Origin of the sequence: Paenibacillus sp. FSL W7-1332, from assembly GCF_037969785.1 — a bacterium.
Classification (GTDB): Bacteria; Bacillota; Bacilli; order Paenibacillales; family Paenibacillaceae; genus Paenibacillus_AQ.
In genome coordinates this window covers 6,033,834-6,050,267 of the sequence record NZ_CP150209.1, presented here as the reverse complement: position 1 = coordinate 6,050,267, position 16,434 = coordinate 6,033,834, and the positions used below count along the sequence as shown (strand labels likewise).

15 protein-coding genes and 1 pseudogene are annotated in these 16,434 nt (G+C 48.9%); 12 read left to right on the top strand and 4 right to left on the bottom strand.

Annotated features, from left to right (window positions below; genetic code table 11):
* Positions 1-104: 104 nt before the first annotated feature.
* Complete coding sequence (locus MKX98_RS27370) at positions 105-1,499, top strand: L-cystine transporter (protein WP_071222641.1); 1,395 nt, start codon at positions 105-107, stop codon at positions 1,497-1,499.
* A 130-nt stretch (positions 1,500-1,629) separates the two neighbouring features.
* On the opposite strand, the gene MKX98_RS27365 is transcribed toward MKX98_RS27370, so the two are convergent.
* Positions 1,630-2,718 (bottom strand): Xaa-Pro peptidase family protein, encoded by a 1,089-nt coding sequence (locus tag MKX98_RS27365; RefSeq protein WP_339219556.1) that lies wholly within the window; start codon positions 2,716-2,718, stop codon positions 1,630-1,632.
* A gap of 164 nt (positions 2,719-2,882) precedes the next feature.
* On the opposite strand from MKX98_RS27365, the gene MKX98_RS27360 reads away from it, so the two are divergent.
* The 3 genes from MKX98_RS27360 to MKX98_RS27350 all read left to right on the top strand — a co-directional run bounded on the left by MKX98_RS27360 (position 2,883) and on the right by MKX98_RS27350 (position 4,619).
* Positions 2,883-3,422 (top strand): DUF2569 domain-containing protein, encoded by a 540-nt coding sequence (locus tag MKX98_RS27360; RefSeq protein ID WP_339219555.1) that lies wholly within the window; start codon positions 2,883-2,885, stop codon positions 3,420-3,422.
* Between the two features lie 93 nt (positions 3,423-3,515).
* Complete coding sequence (locus MKX98_RS27355; protein ID WP_071222644.1) at positions 3,516-4,016, top strand: GNAT family N-acetyltransferase; 501 nt, start codon at positions 3,516-3,518, stop codon at positions 4,014-4,016.
* A gap of 126 nt (positions 4,017-4,142) precedes the next feature.
* Positions 4,143-4,619, top strand: a complete 477-nt coding sequence (locus MKX98_RS27350; protein WP_339219552.1) for a GNAT family N-acetyltransferase — start codon at positions 4,143-4,145, stop codon at positions 4,617-4,619.
* A 59-nt stretch (positions 4,620-4,678) separates the two neighbouring features.
* Here the strand turns inward: MKX98_RS27350 and MKX98_RS27345 are convergent, their stop codons facing one another.
* A complete protein-coding gene (locus MKX98_RS27345) occupies positions 4,679-5,023 on the bottom strand; it encodes a hypothetical protein (RefSeq protein ID WP_194544363.1) in 345 nt (114 codons plus the stop codon).
* Positions 5,024-5,209: 186 nt separating this feature from the next.
* Between MKX98_RS27345 and MKX98_RS27340 the strand changes: the two genes are divergently transcribed.
* From MKX98_RS27340 to MKX98_RS27330, 3 genes are all read left to right on the top strand, one after another.
* Positions 5,210-6,367: a response regulator gene (locus MKX98_RS27340; RefSeq protein ID WP_194544362.1), complete on the top strand. Its 1,158-nt coding sequence runs from the start codon at positions 5,210-5,212 to the stop codon at positions 6,365-6,367.
* 171 nt (positions 6,368-6,538) lie between these two features.
* Complete coding sequence (locus MKX98_RS27335) at positions 6,539-7,030, top strand: hypothetical protein (RefSeq protein ID WP_194544361.1); 492 nt, start codon at positions 6,539-6,541, stop codon at positions 7,028-7,030.
* A gap of 112 nt (positions 7,031-7,142) precedes the next feature.
* Positions 7,143-10,328 carry an ATP-binding protein gene (locus MKX98_RS27330; protein ID WP_339219549.1) on the top strand — a complete coding sequence of 1,062 codons (3,186 nt, stop codon included), beginning with the start codon at positions 7,143-7,145 and terminating at the stop codon, positions 10,326-10,328.
* Positions 10,329-11,325: 997 nt separating this feature from the next.
* On the opposite strand, the gene MKX98_RS27325 is transcribed toward MKX98_RS27330, so the two are convergent.
* Positions 11,326-11,766: a hypothetical protein gene (locus MKX98_RS27325; protein WP_339219548.1), complete on the bottom strand. Its 441-nt coding sequence runs from the start codon at positions 11,764-11,766 to the stop codon at positions 11,326-11,328.
* A 214-nt stretch (positions 11,767-11,980) separates the two neighbouring features.
* Here MKX98_RS27325 and MKX98_RS27320 point away from each other — a divergent pair.
* From MKX98_RS27320 to MKX98_RS27310, 3 genes and pseudogenes are all read left to right on the top strand, one after another.
* A pseudogene (locus tag MKX98_RS27320) lies at positions 11,981-12,082 on the top strand (RimJ/RimL family protein N-acetyltransferase); the annotation flags it as partial.
* Between the two features lie 111 nt (positions 12,083-12,193).
* Entirely contained in the window at positions 12,194-13,114 is a 921-nt protein-coding gene (locus MKX98_RS27315; RefSeq protein WP_339219547.1) for an AEC family transporter, read from the top strand.
* A gap of 116 nt (positions 13,115-13,230) precedes the next feature.
* Positions 13,231-13,395 (top strand): hypothetical protein, encoded by a 165-nt coding sequence (locus tag MKX98_RS27310; protein ID WP_164817510.1) that lies wholly within the window; start codon positions 13,231-13,233, stop codon positions 13,393-13,395.
* Positions 13,396-13,529: 134 nt separating this feature from the next.
* Here MKX98_RS27310 and MKX98_RS27305 read toward each other — a convergent pair whose 3' ends face one another.
* A complete protein-coding gene (locus tag MKX98_RS27305) occupies positions 13,530-14,414 on the bottom strand; it encodes an LCP family protein (protein ID WP_339219543.1) in 885 nt (294 codons plus the stop codon).
* 436 nt (positions 14,415-14,850) lie between these two features.
* On the opposite strand from MKX98_RS27305, the gene MKX98_RS27300 reads away from it, so the two are divergent.
* Together MKX98_RS27300 and MKX98_RS27295 are read left to right on the top strand one after the other, a co-directional pair.
* Positions 14,851-15,294 (top strand): Rrf2 family transcriptional regulator, encoded by a 444-nt coding sequence (locus MKX98_RS27300; protein ID WP_071222650.1) that lies wholly within the window; start codon positions 14,851-14,853, stop codon positions 15,292-15,294.
* A 220-nt stretch (positions 15,295-15,514) separates the two neighbouring features.
* A complete protein-coding gene (locus tag MKX98_RS27295) occupies positions 15,515-16,369 on the top strand; it encodes a VOC family protein (protein WP_194544355.1) in 855 nt (284 codons plus the stop codon).
* The last annotated feature ends 65 nt before the right edge of the window (positions 16,370-16,434 follow it).

The following is a 16,434-nucleotide window of genomic DNA, read 5'->3' as shown; positions in this document are numbered from 1 at the left end:
ATGTTTAGAGTGGGCTGTAATGGATATGAATACATACTAGCGCACTTATGACATGAGGATGGAGCACATATATCCTTATTTAAAGAATGGGAGGAATCATTAGGATGGAAACGCTTTGGGTTATCATCAATGTCCTTGTTCTGATTCTGCTGGTCGGTATTTTGTACTGGATGCAGAGAAAGCATATCTCGTTTACCAAACGCGTGTTTGCCGGACTCGGACTGGGTGTGTTGTTCGGAGTGGCACTGCAGCTCATCTACACTTCGACCTCCGATGTGGTGGTGAAATCCACCGATTGGTTTAATTTGATAGGATACGGCTACGTAAGGCTGCTGCAAATGATGGTCATTCCGCTGATCATGGTGTCGATCATATCGGCTATCATGAAGCTGAAGGGCGGAAAGAATCTGGGCAAAATGAGCGGACTTATCATTACGGTGCTGCTTCTGACGACAGCCGTAGCCGCTGCAGTCGGGATTACAACCGCGCTGGCGTTCGATTTGTCCGCCGTCAATATCCAAGGCGGTGCAGCGGAAGAGCAGCAGGGTGCACTGCTGCAAGAACGGCTCGGGGATGTTGAGGGCCGTACGCTCCCGCAGCAGATCCTGGATTTCATTCCGAGCAATCCGTTTGCCGACATGACGGGGGCGCGAAGAACTTCGACGATTGCGGTCGTTATTTTCTCGGCATTCATCGGGATCGCGGTTCTCGGGTTAGACCGAAAAAACAAGGAGCAGGCGGAAACGTTCCGCAATATGATCTCTGCGGTGTATGGCGTGGTCATGCGCATCGTGACGCTGGTGCTTCGTCTGACCCCTTACGGGATTTTGGCGCTTATGGCCAAAACGATTGCCACGACCGACCTTGCGGTCATCATGAATTTGATCGATTTTGTCCTTGCTTCGTACGTGGCTTTGATCGCCATGTTCATTATCCATCTGGTACTGCTGGCGATATTCGGGTTCAACCCGCTTAAATATGTAAAAAAGGTATTCCCGACGCTGACCTTCGCCTTTACGTCGCGTTCCAGCGCGGCTACGATTCCGCTTAACGTGCAGACCCAGAACAAAAAGCTGGGTGTCTCGGAAGGCATCGCGAATCTCTCGGCATCGTTTGGCGCCACGATTGGGCAGAACGGCTGCGCGGGCATTTATCCTGCTATGCTGGCCGTCATGATTGCGCCGACAGCCGGCGTGGACCCGACCTCATGGTCGTTCATCCTTACCCTGATCGTGGTCGTTATGATCAGTTCCTTCGGCGTGGCGGGTGTCGGAGGCGGGGCTACCTTCGCCTCGCTCATCGTGCTCTCCACGATGAACCTGCCGGTTGCCTTGGCGGGCCTGTTGATTTCCGTCGAGCCGCTGATCGATATGGGACGGACGGCACTGAACGTGAATGACTCCATGACAGCGGGCGTGATTACCGGGAAAGTCATGAATGAAGTCGATAAAGACGTGTACAACGATGACAACATTGAACTGGATATGGTTCAGGCATAAGAACGTAACCATGGGAGCCATCTTGAAGGCATTGTTTCTGCCGGAGGATGGCTCTTCTGGTACATAGAGAAAGCCCGAATACCGTAAGTAAAACGGTATCCGGGCTTTTTTTATCATACTGAAAATGGAATTATCCGATGCTAGTCAGTTCTTTCGGGAAGGAGGTCAGCACCTCGACGCCATCCTCGGTTACGATCACATCATCCTCGATCCGCACGCCGCCTACGCCTTGCAGATAAATGCCGGGCTCGATCGTGAATACCGCCCCGGGCTGTAAAATGTCCTGGTTCAAACCGTGGATGGACGGATATTCATGAACATCCATGCCAAGCCCGTGCCCCAAGCGATGTACAAAAGCATGGCCGTACCCTGCGTCGTCAATCACTTTGCGAGCGGCTTGGTCAATCGACCCATAGGTTACGCCGGGTTTTACGGCCTGAATGCCGGCCAGGTTCGCTGCGAGAACCGTCTCATAGATGTCGACGGCTTCAGGCTTCAGCTCGCCTACGGCAAAGGTACGGGTAATATCCGACGCATAACCACCCGCATAAACTCCCATATCGAACATGAGCAGATCGCCTGCTTCAATCCGGCGCGTACCGGGAACACCGTGAGGCAAGGCGGTATTGGGGCCGGATAATACCATTGTGGCGAAGGACGGAGCATCGGCACCCATTTTTTTCATTAGGTATTCCAGTTCTGCCACAACCTCAATCTCACTGACGCCGATTTTGATCTGGGCCAGGCCTTGTGTCAGAACATCCTCAACCAGTCTTACTGCATGTTTGATGATCTTCACTTCATCGGCCGATTTTCGGATTCGGAGCTCCCGGAGCACGGCGCCAACATCTTCGATCCGGTTCGCGTTCACATGCTGCTGCAGCTGCTCATAACGGGAGACCGTAAGCTGATCCTTCTCTAGCGCCAGCGTACCGACGGCACCTTGAAACTGCTGCTTGAGCAAGAGATACGGATTATCGGTATCCTGGTGCGTGACAATATGCTTAACCGTTGAAGCGGCCGCTGCCGCGTCGGCATCCAATGCGGGGACAATCAGCACCGGATCATTCGCAGAGGAGAGGAGCAGGCCCAGGAAACGCTCATGAGGATCACTCGCAAATCCGGTCAAATAGTAAACATGCTTGGGGTCTGTCACAAGGACATGATCCCAGCCCTGTGTATTCATGGATTGTAGCAAACTTTGCAATCGTTCATTCATTCTGTTCATTCCTTTCATCATCAGAAGACGGCTTTTACGCTATTAATGTTAGGTTATCGCGTTCAAACACGTAAGTAAAGTTTTCCTTTATTATGAGCTTGATCTTCCTATATAATGTTTTGAAGTTAATAAATTACATGTTATACGGGAGGAATTACACTCGAATGGATCCGAATCAAGTTCAGGAGAACAATCCTGGTTCATCACCGCAGGGCCAGACACCCAAATATCTTATAAAACTTAAAGTGGAAGGGCTTGGCGGATGGCTTGTATTAGTCCAGATTTCTATGTATTTTTCATTGATCACGATCACATACCTGCTGTTTAATCATATTTTCCCGGTGTTCGAGCCGGAGATATGGAGTATGATTACCGATAAAGGATCGGCTGCTTACAATCAATCGCTTGTCCAGCTAATCCTTTTTGAGACCGTAGTTAATGTGTTGTTTATTATTGCATTAGTCTTTGCTTTATTTTTGCTCTATCGCAAAAAAAAGGCGTTTCCCAAATTGATGATCGGTTATATTTTATTTAGTCTGCTGACCAGCATAGTGGACTATGTCGCAGTCAGCCAAATCGAAATCCTGGCTCAGGGGAATGATGGGACATTCATGCGTGAAGTTACCCGGTCCATTCTGTACGCCTGTATCTGGATCCCGTATTTCATTCGCTCCAAGCGTGTGCGAAACACCTTCGTGAATTAATGCCGCTTGAAAAAACAGAAGCGTTTTTCCGCTGCCTCTTGTACAATAGATCTCGTACAAAAAGATTACGCATCTATTCGGAGGTAGGACATCGTGACGCAACAATACCGTATCGATTATGCCGTCAAAGAGGATTTGCCGGCCATTGTTGACATTTACAATTCGACGATCTCAGGCAGAAAAGTAACCGCCGATCTGGAGCCGGTCACGGTGGAGAGTCGTATACGCTGGTTCGAAGAGCACAGCAACGATTTTCGTCCGCTGTGGGTCATGCGGTCCGATGACGGAATGGTTGCATGGATGAGCTTTCAATCCTTTTATGGCCGTCCGGCCTATAACGGCACAGCTGAGATCAGCATATACGTAAACGAGAAATATCGCGGCATCGGTGCCGGAAGCATATTAATTCAGAAGGCAATTGAGGAGTGCCCGCGCCTTCGCGTCAGTAATCTGGTCGGATTTGTATTCGGCCATAATGAACCGAGCCTTAAGCTGTTGATGAAGTTTGGCTTTGATCAATGGGGGCTTCTCCCCGGGGTTGCGGAGCTTGATGGCATTAAGCGGGATTTGGTCATTGTAGGCCGTGCAGTTTAATCCGGAAATCATGACACCATCCTGGATGCTTGAAGATGAAGTTGCGTGCAAACCGTTCGTGATTTTATGCATTCCAAACCCTGACCGTCATCCAGTACACTTGGGGTAACGTCGGATGTAAAGGATGTGCGTGATTTGAAAGCAGAGATTCATATATATCAAGCGGAACAGAAGGATTTGAGCAAGGCAGCCGCTCTGTTTAATCAGTATCGGCAATTCTACAGGCGGGAAGATGATTTGAACGGGGCCGAGGAATATATCAGGGAGAGGCTGACCCTGGGCGATTCCGTTATGTATTTAGCGGATTGCAATAGAGGAGAAAACCTGGTTACGGCTGGCTTTCTGCAGTTATATCCATCCTTCTCATCGCTCTCGATGTCCAGGTTGTGGGTCTTGAATGATCTATTCGTAGACTCCGAATATCGCGGGCTTGGTATCGGAAGGAATCTGCTGCATCAAGCCCAAACGCACGCCCTTCAGACCGGAGCCATAGGGCTGACTCTGTCCACGCAGCTTCATAACGTGACAGCTCGGCATTTGTATGAATCGGCAGGGTATGCGCAGGATGAAGAATTTGCCTATTATTATTTGGACTTATCATAACGAAGGGGCACAATAGCAAACAAAGACGATACTCCAGAAGGAGTTATCGTCTTTGTTTGCTATTGATATATCGAGCGTATTTTGCGGAAAACCTCAACCCGGGCAATTTTAAGTTCCCACATCTGGTCCAGCAGCTTCCGCTGCATATCTTTATCATCCGTTGCTTTCAGTTCATTGTAAAGGGCAAACATCCGGTCATTGATTTGGTTCACGCATTGCCACAGTTCTTGTTCCGTGCATTCCTCCGACTTCGCTTGCTTCTTGCCCTGCGGTTCCAACATGTGCCGAAGTGTACGAACAATGTCTGCTTGCCACTTCCGATCTTCCAAGCGAATAGCCAAACTGAGAAGATCCAGATAATCATCGAGGGTCAGAGATGTCGGTTCTTTATCGCATTGATCCAAGTTGAAAGCCCCCTTAGCAAACTTCTAATCACGTTATACCAAGTATTATACTTGGAATTATGAGTTTTTCAAGAGAAAAAATAACGAGTATATTGTTATAAACATTGCTTTCGCTTGTTGCAACAATGCGAAGGAATCAATATAGTTAAATGTGACCGTATTTTTCCAATCCAAGGAGTAATATGAATGAAGGTAATTCTCGTAGATGACGAACCGTTGGCCCTGAAGTATTTAGAACGTCAGCTGTTAAAACTGGATACCATGTCTATAGATGTAATCGGTACATATACGAATCCCTTTGAAGGACGAAAAGAAATTCTTGCAAGGGACGTCGATATCGTGTTTTTGGATATCAGCTTGCCGGAATTAAACGGCATTGAGCTGGCAGAGCAGCTGCTTGAGCAGAAGCCTCATCTCTGTATTGTATTTGTGACGGGGTATCACGAATATGCAGTCACTGCCTTTGAATTGAATGCCGTTGACTATATTGTTAAACCTGTCCAGATTGATCGAGTCGCCAAAACGATGGAGCGTTTGCGAAGCCGCATTGCGTCCAGGCCGGAAGAGGTCATGGAGTCCAATCGCAGCATTCGGATGACAATGTTCCGCCAGGTTATGATCGAGCAGCCGAATGAGCAGGGGCAATTCGCTCTGCTTCATTGGCGGACAACCCGGGCTCAGGAGATCTTCATTTATTTGCTTCAGCATAGAGGACAGCTTGTACGAAAGTCGGCATTGATCGATATGTTATGGCCGGAGTTTGATATGGATAAAGCCTATCCCCAGCTGTACACGGCCATTTATCATATCCGAAAAACATTGGAGCCTTATGATACCCGATTCCAAATCACCAACACGACGGAAGGCTATGTGCTGAATATGGAAGGCGTGCAGCTGGACATTGAGGAGTGGGAGAATTGGTTCATGTCAAACACCTCCGTATCGGCTGAATCGATTGAGCGACATATTGAAATGATGAAGTTGTACACGGGGGACTACCTGCAGGAATATGACTACTGGTGGGCAGAAGGAGAGCGTCAAAGGCTGAAGGAGTTGTGGCTTAGCGTTTCTTTATCCATGGCGGAATGGTATGTGGATCAGGAACGCATCGATGAAGCCATATTATGCTACTTCTCGATCCAGAGGCAGCATCCCTTGGAGGAGAAGGCCTACATTTCATTGATGAAAATATATGCTTTGCAGGATAATCCGGCCCAGGTGCACCGTCAATTCAGTCTTCTGTGTCAGGTGTTAGAGGATGAGATGGGCGAGGAGCCAAGTCCTTACATTGTGAAATGGTACGACGAATGGAGCAATGGAATCCAAGCCGCCAATATGAAATAGATGAGGTAGCTAAAGACGCATTCGAGATGAAATCACCGGTTGTTCGACCGGTGATTTTTTTGTATATACTTGCCTGATTTTATAGTCCTTCCGGTGTTGTTCAGAAATTGTAGAGGACGGTCTCCTATACTGGGAGTGAACCATAACAATCGGGAGGTACATTATTCGGTTATGAAATTCATTCGGAAATTTAAGGAATCTTCGCTGCAAAAGGCCATGGGATTGGAGCTTGGAACGTTCCGGGAGTTCGAGCTTGATGCGGAGAAGGACCTCCAGCATTGCAGAGGCTTCTATGCTCACTTCAACGGCAAGCGGATTGGCATCGTTGCTACGGATGAGGGTCCGGTATTTCTGTGTGGACAGGAAAAGTACTTGCTGGATGAGCGTACCGTTCATTTTTTGTTGCAAAAAAACGCCGAGGTTAACACATTTATCTTTATGTGGGATGGGGGAGTGAAACTCCAAATTCCTTATTTGCGGTCCTTGATCGAGTACAACGGAAAATGGGTGGATGATTCGATTTTCGACTTTTTTTCGTGGATCTATGAAGCATCCGGTAGAAAAAGATTCTACTCTTACTATACGGTGAAGTATGTATCCGCTGCGGAATTATGTCCGTACCAGCCGCTGCAGCGTCCAGGCAAGACATTATCGTTTGTATAGCGGCCTGACCCGGCCCGCTTATTTATTGGACTTTATGGAAAAGGAACAGACAACAGCTCCGTAACGATGTAAAATAATGGACAGTTGTGTAGGGGTGTTGATTTTTTACAATATGTTAAAAGGACTGTTATTATTGTCGACCTATTCCAACTCGAACTCAAACTCGAAATCGAAACCGATCTCCGGCAAAAGGCTGCTGGGGATTACTTTTCTGTTTATTGTCATTTTACTCTCCGTGCGGTTGGCTTATTTTAAAATCATCATGATCCCTGAGGAAGTTCCGTTTCAGCAAGGAGTGCTGGATCTTCGGGATTGGCGGGCGGATGACCGCAATACGGTCGCGCTGAACGGGGAGTGGGCCTTTTATCCGAATCAATGGATGGGCCCGGATAGATGGTCTCAAGGGGAGCAGCAGCCTGCCGCCGATCCGCGCTGGATACAGGTTCCCGGGCCATGGGGAGGCGTAAACGAGAACGGGAACCAAATGGGCTTCGGCACTTATCGTCTCAAGCTGCTCGTACCGGAACGTAACGTAACTTACGGCCTCTGGATCACCGATATCCGTACAGCCTATCGTTTGTATGTCAATGGCGAGTTATTGTACGAATCCGGACATCCCTCCGATACGCCAAAGACCCATGTGGCAAGAATCGTTCCCCATATCGAACTCATCCCCCCGGCTGCCGAAGACGAGCTGGATATCATTCTGGAAGTGAGCAATTACCAATATGCCGATTCAGGCGGGATTAGGCTGCCAATCAAATTCGGGACTGCAGAAGCGGTGATGAAAGGAAAAGCGTTCTCGGAGAACATGCAGCTGCTGGTCTGCATAGTGCTATTTCTTCATGTCATGTATGTCTTAATTTTGTATCTGATCGGCTATCGGAGCAAAGGCCTCTTATATTTTGCGGCCCTTATACTGTTTACGCTGCTGGCTACGCTGGTTGACGACGATAAGCTCCTGCTCGTTTGGCAGCCTGCTATCCGTTTCGAATGGTCAGTGAAGCTTAAGGTTGTTGCTTATGTGGCTATATCCTTATGTTTGATTCTGTGCACCAAGCATTTACTCCGGCCGAGAATCAAAGAAGGATTATACCGGGCCTATACAATCTTTGTGGTTTCGTATGCCGTCGCTTATTTGCTGCTTCCGTTTCATCTGATGGTGCATCTCTCTACTTATTTATCATTGGTATTAATAAGCTCCGTACTGTTCCTGCCTTCGATTGCCAGGAAGGCGGTCAGCGAGCGGACGGAAGCGGCCATATTTATCTTGCTGTCGGCGGTTGCGGTTTCCTGCAACATTATCGTAAGTGGAATTTTAAGGTTTCGGTATTTTAAGGAACTGCCTTATTATCCGATAGACCTGATCGTTGCGTTTCTCGGATTTGCTTCCTTCTGGTTTATCCGGTTTGCCCGAAACACTGTGGTGCTGAGGGAACAGGCAGAGGAGCTGCAACGGGCAGACAAGAAAAAGGATGAATTTCTGGCAAATACGTCCCATGAGCTGCGAAATCCGCTGCATGGCATGATTAATATGGCGCAAACGCTGCTGGAACGCAAAGGGAGTACTCTTCAGCAAGAGGATCGTAATCACCTGGAGCTGATTACCGGCATTGGTAAGCGGATGTCGCTGCTGTTGGATGACTTGCTGGATGTTTCGTTATTGAAGGACAGGCGTATCCGGCTGAATGTACAGAGCATCCATCTCGGTTCGGCTGCCCAAGGCGTGCTGGATATGCTCCGTCCAATGGCGGAGGGCAAGCGAATCGAGCTCGTATGCGAGATCGAGGATGACTTTCCCAAGGTATGGGCAGATGAAAGCCGGTTGGTTCAGATTATATTCAATCTGATTCACAATGCAATCAAATATACGGAGTCAGGCCGAATCATGGTGACTGCCGATGTTGTTAATGGAAGGGCCTGCGTCCACGTTCTTGATACGGGGATGGGGATGGACGAAGAGACAGTAAGGCGGATATTCCTCCCTTACGAGCAGGGAGACTCCAACTTTGCCGCAGCGGGAGGCGGCTTGGGGCTTGGACTCAGCATTTGCAAGCAGCTGGTTGAGCTGCATGGCGGGGAACTCTCCGTGTCATCTGCTCCGGGGCAGGGAAGTTCCTTTACGTTTACGCTGAAAGTGGACGATATGATGAGGCAGGAGAATACGGATAAACAGGAGTTTATTGCCGGCTCCTTGGCTTCAAATTCAGAGAAAGAGAAGGAGAGGCTATCTAACATGTCAGATAAGCACGAACAGGATGATGCCGAATCCGAGGCTAAGCAGCGTTCTCGTCAAACCGATGGCAGGCTGCTCATCGTAGATGACGATCCGGTTAACCTAAAAGTTATCCGTCATTTGCTTGAAAACGAAGGGTATCAGATCGTGACCGTTACCCGGGCTGAGGAAGCCCTTCAATTGTTAGAGCAGGGAGAATGGGATCTCATCATATCTGATGTGATGATGCCCCAGATGTCAGGATATGAATTGTCCAGGACGATTCGGCAGAGGTATATGATATCGGAGCTTCCGATTCTGCTGCTGACTGCAAGAAATCGCCCTGAAGATATTCATATGGGCTTCATTTCCGGAGCCAACGATTATTTGATAAAACCGGTGGATCATCTGGAATTAAAAACAAGGGTACGCGCGCTGCTGGACCTGAAGCGCTCCATTAAGGAAAGGCTGCATATGGAGGCGGCTTGGCTCCAGGCTCAAATTCAGCCGCATTTTCTGCACAATACTTTAAATTCGATTGCATCCCTTAGTGAGATTGACCCTTCCCGGATGGTTGCGCTGATTGGAGAATTCAGCCACTATCTGAGAGCCAGCTATGATATCAGCAACTTGGAGCGTTTTATCCCGCTGGAGCAGGAGCTTGGCTTGGTTCGCTCATATCTGTATATCGAAGGAGAGCGGTTTGGGGAACGCCTGCGTGTCCGTTGGCATATTTCCGAGGAAGTTGCTGTTCAGCAGTGGAAGCTTCCCCCTTTGACCATGCAGACGATTGTGGAGAATGCTGTCGTTCACGGGGTATTGGCTCGAACCCAGGGAGGGACCGTAACGATTCGCATCGTAAGTGAAGCTGAATCCGCCAAAGTCATTATTGCGGATGATGGTGCCGGGATGGATCCCGAGAAGCTCCGCTTGATGCTGGGAAGCGGGCAGCGTACCGGCAAGGGAGTCGGCCTTATGAACACGGATCGGCGTTTGAAGCAAGTCTATGGGCAAGGACTCATGATTGACAGCACAAGGGGCAGAGGAACCACCGTGTCGTTTGTCATCAGGAAGATGGCATAATGAGAGCCTAAGCCTATTAAACCTATAGTCTTTGAATCTTGGACGAATGCTTGAGGTATGGGTTAGGATGTAGAGAGAATGATCCATGTACATTATTCTTAGGGAAGATACGGAGACGAAGTTAGTTGATGGAAATAATTACCGTAAGCGAATTCCCGGTCTTGAATCCGGATCACCGCCGCGCTTTGTTACCCATAAATATCGCCATTTTCCCGAAAGAGGGGGAAATGGCAATACCGATTCAATAATATAAAAGTCGGAATCGATGGGCAATATGCACCGTTGATGTGCAATATGCCCTGCTGATGTGCAATATGCACGGATGATGTGCGATATGCACGGTTGATGTGCAATATGCATTGATGATGTGCGATATGCACGGATGATGTGCAATATGCATTGATGATGTGCGATATGCACGGATGATGTGCAATATGCATTGATGATGTGCAATATGCATTGATGATGTGCGATATGCACGGATGATGTGCAATATGCACGGATGATGTGCAATATGCGCTGAAGATGTGCAATATGTGCTAATGATGGGCAATATGTGCTGATGATGTCAATATGCGAGGATGATGTGCGATATGCTCTGAAGATGTGCAATATGCGCTGAAGATGTGCAATATGTGCTAATGATGGGCAATATGTGCTGATGATGTGCAATATGCGCGGATGATGTGCAATATGCGCGGATGATGTGCGATATGCGCTGAAGATGTGCAATATGCACTGACGATGTGCGATATGCGCGGATGATGTGCAATATGCACTGACGATGTGCGATATGCGCGGATGATGTGCAATATGCACGGAGAGATGCGGACAGGAGGTCCGCTATTTGCCAACAACAGTGCCAAATTTAAGGCTTTGCGGACACAGAATCCGTTATTCTCGGCTTTTGCCTGTTTTTTGCTGTGATATGCCGGCAATAGCGGAACAAGTGTCCGCTTAAGCTTAATTTTAGTACCTTTGTTTGCAAATAGCGGAATCACGGTCCGCACGGAGCAGGTCTTATGTCCGTACACCGTTCGCGGCGTCCCGGCACCGAGCGCTGTCCCCTGTGCGCACGCACCGAGCGCGGCGGCGCCTGTGTGCACGCACTGAGCGCGCCGCCCCCTGTGCTGACGATGTGCGATATGCGCGGAGAGATGCGGACAGGAGGTCCGCTATTTGCCAACAACAGTGCCAAATTTAAGGCTTTGCGGACACAGAATCCGTTATTCTCGGCTTTTGCCTGTTTTTTGCTGTGATATGCCGGCAATAGCGGAACAAGTGTCCGCTTAAGCTTAATTTTAGTACCTTTGTTTGCAAATAGCGGAATCACGGTCCGCACGGAGCGGGTCTTATGTCTGTACACCGTTCGCGGCGTCCCCGCACCGAGCGCTGTCCCCTGTGCGCACGCACCGAGCGCGGCGGCGCCTGTGTGCACGCACCGAGCGCTGTCCCCTGTGTGCACACACCGAGCGCGGCGGCGCCTGTGCGCACGCACCGAGCGCGGCGGCGCCAGTGTGCACGCACCGAGCGCGGTGCTCCCTGTGTGCACGCACCGAGCGCGGCGGCGCCTGTGTGCACGCACCGAGCGCTGTCCCCTGTGCGCTCGGTGCGTGGTCCGGAGCAAACTTGGATGGCTGTCGTCGACCTTATACAAAGAAGCCATCTCTCGAAGCCATGCAAAGATCAACGGTAAGTGGGTGGATCATCAGGTTCTGGCGATGGCGATTATAAATCCGTCAGAGGATAGCTAGTTTTCCAAAGTGCAAATAATCGATGATTTATGGCTCAACCAACGGGATACGTTAGTTGAAATGACAACAGCGGCGGACCAAGAATTTTTACTTTGCATAAAGGTGGACCTCATGATCTCTTCTTTCTTAGCTACGATTTATGGCGTATTCCTACCCATATCGCTGCCCGTCATCGGCGGAGCACTGCTCAAGCGATTCAAGGGCATTGAAACCAAGGGCCTTTCGGCCCTGTCTTTATATGTGCTGAGCCCGGCTCTGATCTTCGAAACGCTGGAGAAGGCTTCGATTACCTCGAATGAGGTCACGGTAACGGTTGCGTTTTGCTTGTTGAATGTGATTGCGCTTTGGGTGCTGAGTGCCTTAGCTGGTAAAATGCTGGGCTTGTCCCAGACAGAGAAATCGGGGCTCGCCTTGACCACTATTTTTACCAACAGCGTGAATTACGGGCTTCCCCTCGTTCTGCTTGCCTTCGGGCAAGCAGGGCTGGATAAAGCTTCAGTGTATGTCATTGTGCAGATTATCATTATGAATACATTAGGGGTGTACCTGGCAGCGAGATCTCATTTTTCCGCCGCAAAGGCGATCAAATCGGTGTTTACGCTCCCCTCGGTTTACGCGGCGGGACTCGCCGTGCTCTTCCGGTTGGCGGATTTTCAGCTTCCGGAAGGGTTGAATACCGGCGTTTCCATGCTGTCCGCGGCTTATGCGCCGCTCGCTCTTGTCATACTGGGAGCCCAGATGGTCGGGGTTCGGGATGGCGGAGCTTCTGCCGTCTCCAAGCGCGGATTCTGGTCGGGCATGGCGATGCGAATGCTGGCGGGCCCATTGGTGGCTTGGGGATTGCTCGCGATTTTATCCATTGAGGGAACCTTGTTTGCGGTCATCCTGATTTTGTCGGCGATGCCAGCAGCCGTGAATGCGGTAATCCTTGCTGAACAATACGATGCCGCGCCCAAGCTGGTATCCAGGTGCATACTGTGGACCACGCTGGCTTCCTTTATCGTTCTGCCTGCCATGATCGGCTTTCTCTAAGCTTGCCATCTCCTGACCTGAAGCTTGGTTCAATCTCCAGACGTGTGTGTAAAGAGTAGTAAGCGTCAAGAAATAACCAACATCTGCAACTAAAGAATCGGATGGAGGTGGAGACTATGAGCAGGCAGCGTGACCGAGACGTGGAGATCGAGACCCGCAATATCGAGGAGCGGAATGACTCCAGCAGGGTAGCATCTACGTTAATTAAGTATGTGGCTTATCTGATTATCTTCTTTGGATTTCTGTATTTCCTTATCAAATACGTATTTCCGATGTTCTAGATGGAGCAGATGGTATTCGTTAAAAAGCCTCCCTTTCGTAATACGCGAAAGAGAGGTTTTTTATCATGGATCGGCTTTTTTCATAACAAGCTTTACCTTAGTCAGGCGATTCATCCAACCTCGTGTGATCAGATTCACTTCGCACCTGGGATCATCAAATCTTCCAGCTTGGTCTTTTCATCAGACCAGTTGGCAAACAGTTCTTGAATATACCGGATGTCCGAATCGTCCGGATCATAGAAGTAATCGCCGCGGATCACTAGATCTTTTCCCTTTAGCATGTAATTCTCAAATGTCGGTGGAGAGTCATTAAAAAATAGGTTTTCGGCCAGCTTAAAAATGAAATCGGAGTTTATGTCCATCGTGAGATTGCTGCCTCCGATACGAATCAGCTCCGGGATTTTGGTTATATTTTTCAATTCAAATACCCGATCCATTAAGGAACTGAGGAATATGCGCTGACGCATGGTACGGTTGAAATCCGAATCCTCCCGGTACCTTACATAATTTAATGCCTCTGTTCCATCGTAAATCGGCTTGTTCGGCTCGATCCGCAATTTGATATGACGGGCGCTCTTGTTCTCGATGACTTTATCGATGGGGAGTTTAACCCCATCCAATGCATTGACGATATCCGTTAATCCGTGGAAATTGATGGCTGCATAATAATCGACAGGGTGCTGAAACAGATGCTCAACCGTATCCATAGCCATTTTCGCGCCGCCGTGGGCGTAAGCTGAGTTGATTCGGGAGGTGACTCCCCTGCCGATGACTTCGGTGTAGGTATCTCTCGGAATGGAGACAAGCAATATTTTATTAAGGTCAGGTCGGATGACAGAGTAGATGATGGTGTCGGAACGGGCAGGTTCGTCCTCGCGTTGATCAACACCCAGAAGCAAAACCGAGAATGGTTTCGTTGCCTCCGCAATAGGCTCGGGCGAATCAGAAGGACCAACAGGTTTGTAGGATTGCTCGAGCGTATGTTTGATATCTTTCGCGAAAAAAGCCTGAAACGCCATCCAGGACAATTCTTTTCTGAAAATATAGCCTAGTCCGCCTAAGAGAATTAGTATCGATAAGGATATTCCTATCCATTTCTTGAGCTTGATACGGCTTTTAGGTTTTCGAGGACGTCTGATAGTATACGTTTCATTTCGATGTTGGCTGGGATCCATGGATTCCCTCCTTGAATGTTTTGGATCATGCAGGAATGCCTGGATTATGTTTGAATAGGTTGATTTTACCAATACGTGTTTTGATAATTATAGTGAAAAACTCGGGAAAATCAACATAAAATTACATTATATCCCATAAAAATTTTGGAATTTGTATATCAAGTGCCTGATTTTGGATTAAGGGGCAGCGGCTTCACCGTTGACTTTAAGGGTTAATGTAACTATGATGGTTACATGATATGATAGTCATCTGAAGATTTGGTCCGTCAGGAGGGGTCACATGAACATAAGCAGCCGATTTGCAGTGGCCATTCATATTCTCTCCGTGCTGGAGATGAATAAGGCTGGCGTCAGCACCTCAGATTATATCGCGGAGAGTGTGAACACGAATCCTGTGGTTATCCGGCGTATCGTAGGCATGCTGAGCAAAGCGGGCCTGGTGGAGGTTAAACCTGGCGTAGCGGGAGCGAAGCTGGCAAAGCAACCGTCCGAGATTACGCTGCTGGATATTTATCATGCCGTTCATGTCGTGCAGGAGGATTCCTTGTTTGGCATTCATGAGAATTCGGACACAAAATGTCCTGTTGGCAAACATATTCAAACGGCGATTGTCCCCGTTTTTTCAGCCGCCCAGAAGGCCATGGAGAACACGCTGCATGAGGTGAATCTGGAAGAGATTGTCCGGAAAATTGATGCCTCTGCGAATGGAACATCAAGTGAATAAGCGAAAATCACACGCTCGATCCTTATGTAGGATGGGCGTTTTCTTTTGGTTAAATGTTGGCGACTCTTCGATGTACTTGTAAATTACTGGGTTTGACAACAAGGATGTCCTGTAACTATAATGATTACAAGCAAGATGTAACTGATTTGATTACAAGTTGAACCTGACGTTGACCTGAATATATGGAATGAACTAACCACAACATTCAAGGAGTGAGAATATGACAGCCATTATACATCCATCCACAAAGCTTGGCCCGGTCTCTCTGCGGATCAGTAATCTGGCACAATCTGTTCGCTTTTATACAGAAGTCGTCGGGTTGAAAATGCTTCGCCAGCATGGCCGTGTTGCCGAATTGACGGCAGACGGCAAACAGCCGCTGCTGATTATTGAGGAAATTCAAGATCTGGTGAGACCGCAGACCCGGACGGCAGGTCTGTACCATTTTGCAATTCTGGTTCCGAATCGGGAATCGCTCGGGCTTGCGCTTGCCAATCTGATTGCGCATAACATTCCAGTCGGTCAAGGCGATCATTTGGTCAGCGAAGCATTGTACATTAATGATCCGGACGGGAACGGCATCGAGATTTATGCCGACCGACCAAGGGATATCTGGAAGCGTGATGCCAATGGGGAATATGTGATGACTACCGACCCTGTCGATGTAGAAGGACTGCTGGCTCTCTCCAAGGACAAGGAATGGTATGGACTTCCTGAAGAGACGGTTATCGGGCATGTGCATTTCCACGTGTCCAACCTGCATGATGCCCGCGTATTTTATTGCGATGTTCTGGGGTTTGAGCTGACAGCCCATTACGGCGGCGCTGCGTTGTTTATATCTGCGGGAGGGTACCATCACCATATCGGGCTCAATGTTTGGGCAGGAATCGGTGTACCGAACACACCACGGAGCGCTGCGGGGATGGAAGATTATACGATTGAGCTTCCGAGCCATGAAGAGCTTGAAGCGGTAACCGGCCGTATCCGTGAGGCGGGACTGGGCCTGGAGCAGCGCGATGGCGTCTGGGCCGTTCAAGATCCTTCGGATATCTGGATCCGGTTGGTTGTTGCTTAATAATATAAGTTAAAAAGCCTGTCCGCGATGATCGTGGGCAGGCTTTCTTTATGAGAAATCTCGGC

Coding starts and splice junctions, on each gene's coding strand:
- MKX98_RS27330 (WP_339219549.1), top strand. CDS start 7,143: ATGTTAAAAGGACTGTTATTATTGTCGACCTATTCCAACTCGAACTCA.
- MKX98_RS27365 (WP_339219556.1), bottom strand. CDS start 2,718: ATGAATGAACGATTGCAAAGTTTGCTACAATCCATGAATACACAGGGC.
- MKX98_RS27310 (WP_164817510.1), top strand. CDS start 13,231: ATGAGCAGGCAGCGTGACCGAGACGTGGAGATCGAGACCCGCAATATC.
- MKX98_RS27295 (WP_194544355.1), top strand. CDS start 15,515: ATGACAGCCATTATACATCCATCCACAAAGCTTGGCCCGGTCTCTCTG.
- MKX98_RS27370 (WP_071222641.1), top strand. CDS start 105: ATGGAAACGCTTTGGGTTATCATCAATGTCCTTGTTCTGATTCTGCTG.
- MKX98_RS27315 (WP_339219547.1), top strand. CDS start 12,194: ATGATCTCTTCTTTCTTAGCTACGATTTATGGCGTATTCCTACCCATA.
- MKX98_RS27305 (WP_339219543.1), bottom strand. CDS start 14,414: ATGGCGTTTCAGGCTTTTTTCGCGAAAGATATCAAACATACGCTCGAG.
- MKX98_RS27300 (WP_071222650.1), top strand. CDS start 14,851: ATGAACATAAGCAGCCGATTTGCAGTGGCCATTCATATTCTCTCCGTG.
- MKX98_RS27335 (WP_194544361.1), top strand. CDS start 6,539: ATGAAATTCATTCGGAAATTTAAGGAATCTTCGCTGCAAAAGGCCATG.
- MKX98_RS27340 (WP_194544362.1), top strand. CDS start 5,210: ATGAAGGTAATTCTCGTAGATGACGAACCGTTGGCCCTGAAGTATTTA.
- MKX98_RS27360 (WP_339219555.1), top strand. CDS start 2,883: ATGGATCCGAATCAAGTTCAGGAGAACAATCCTGGTTCATCACCGCAG.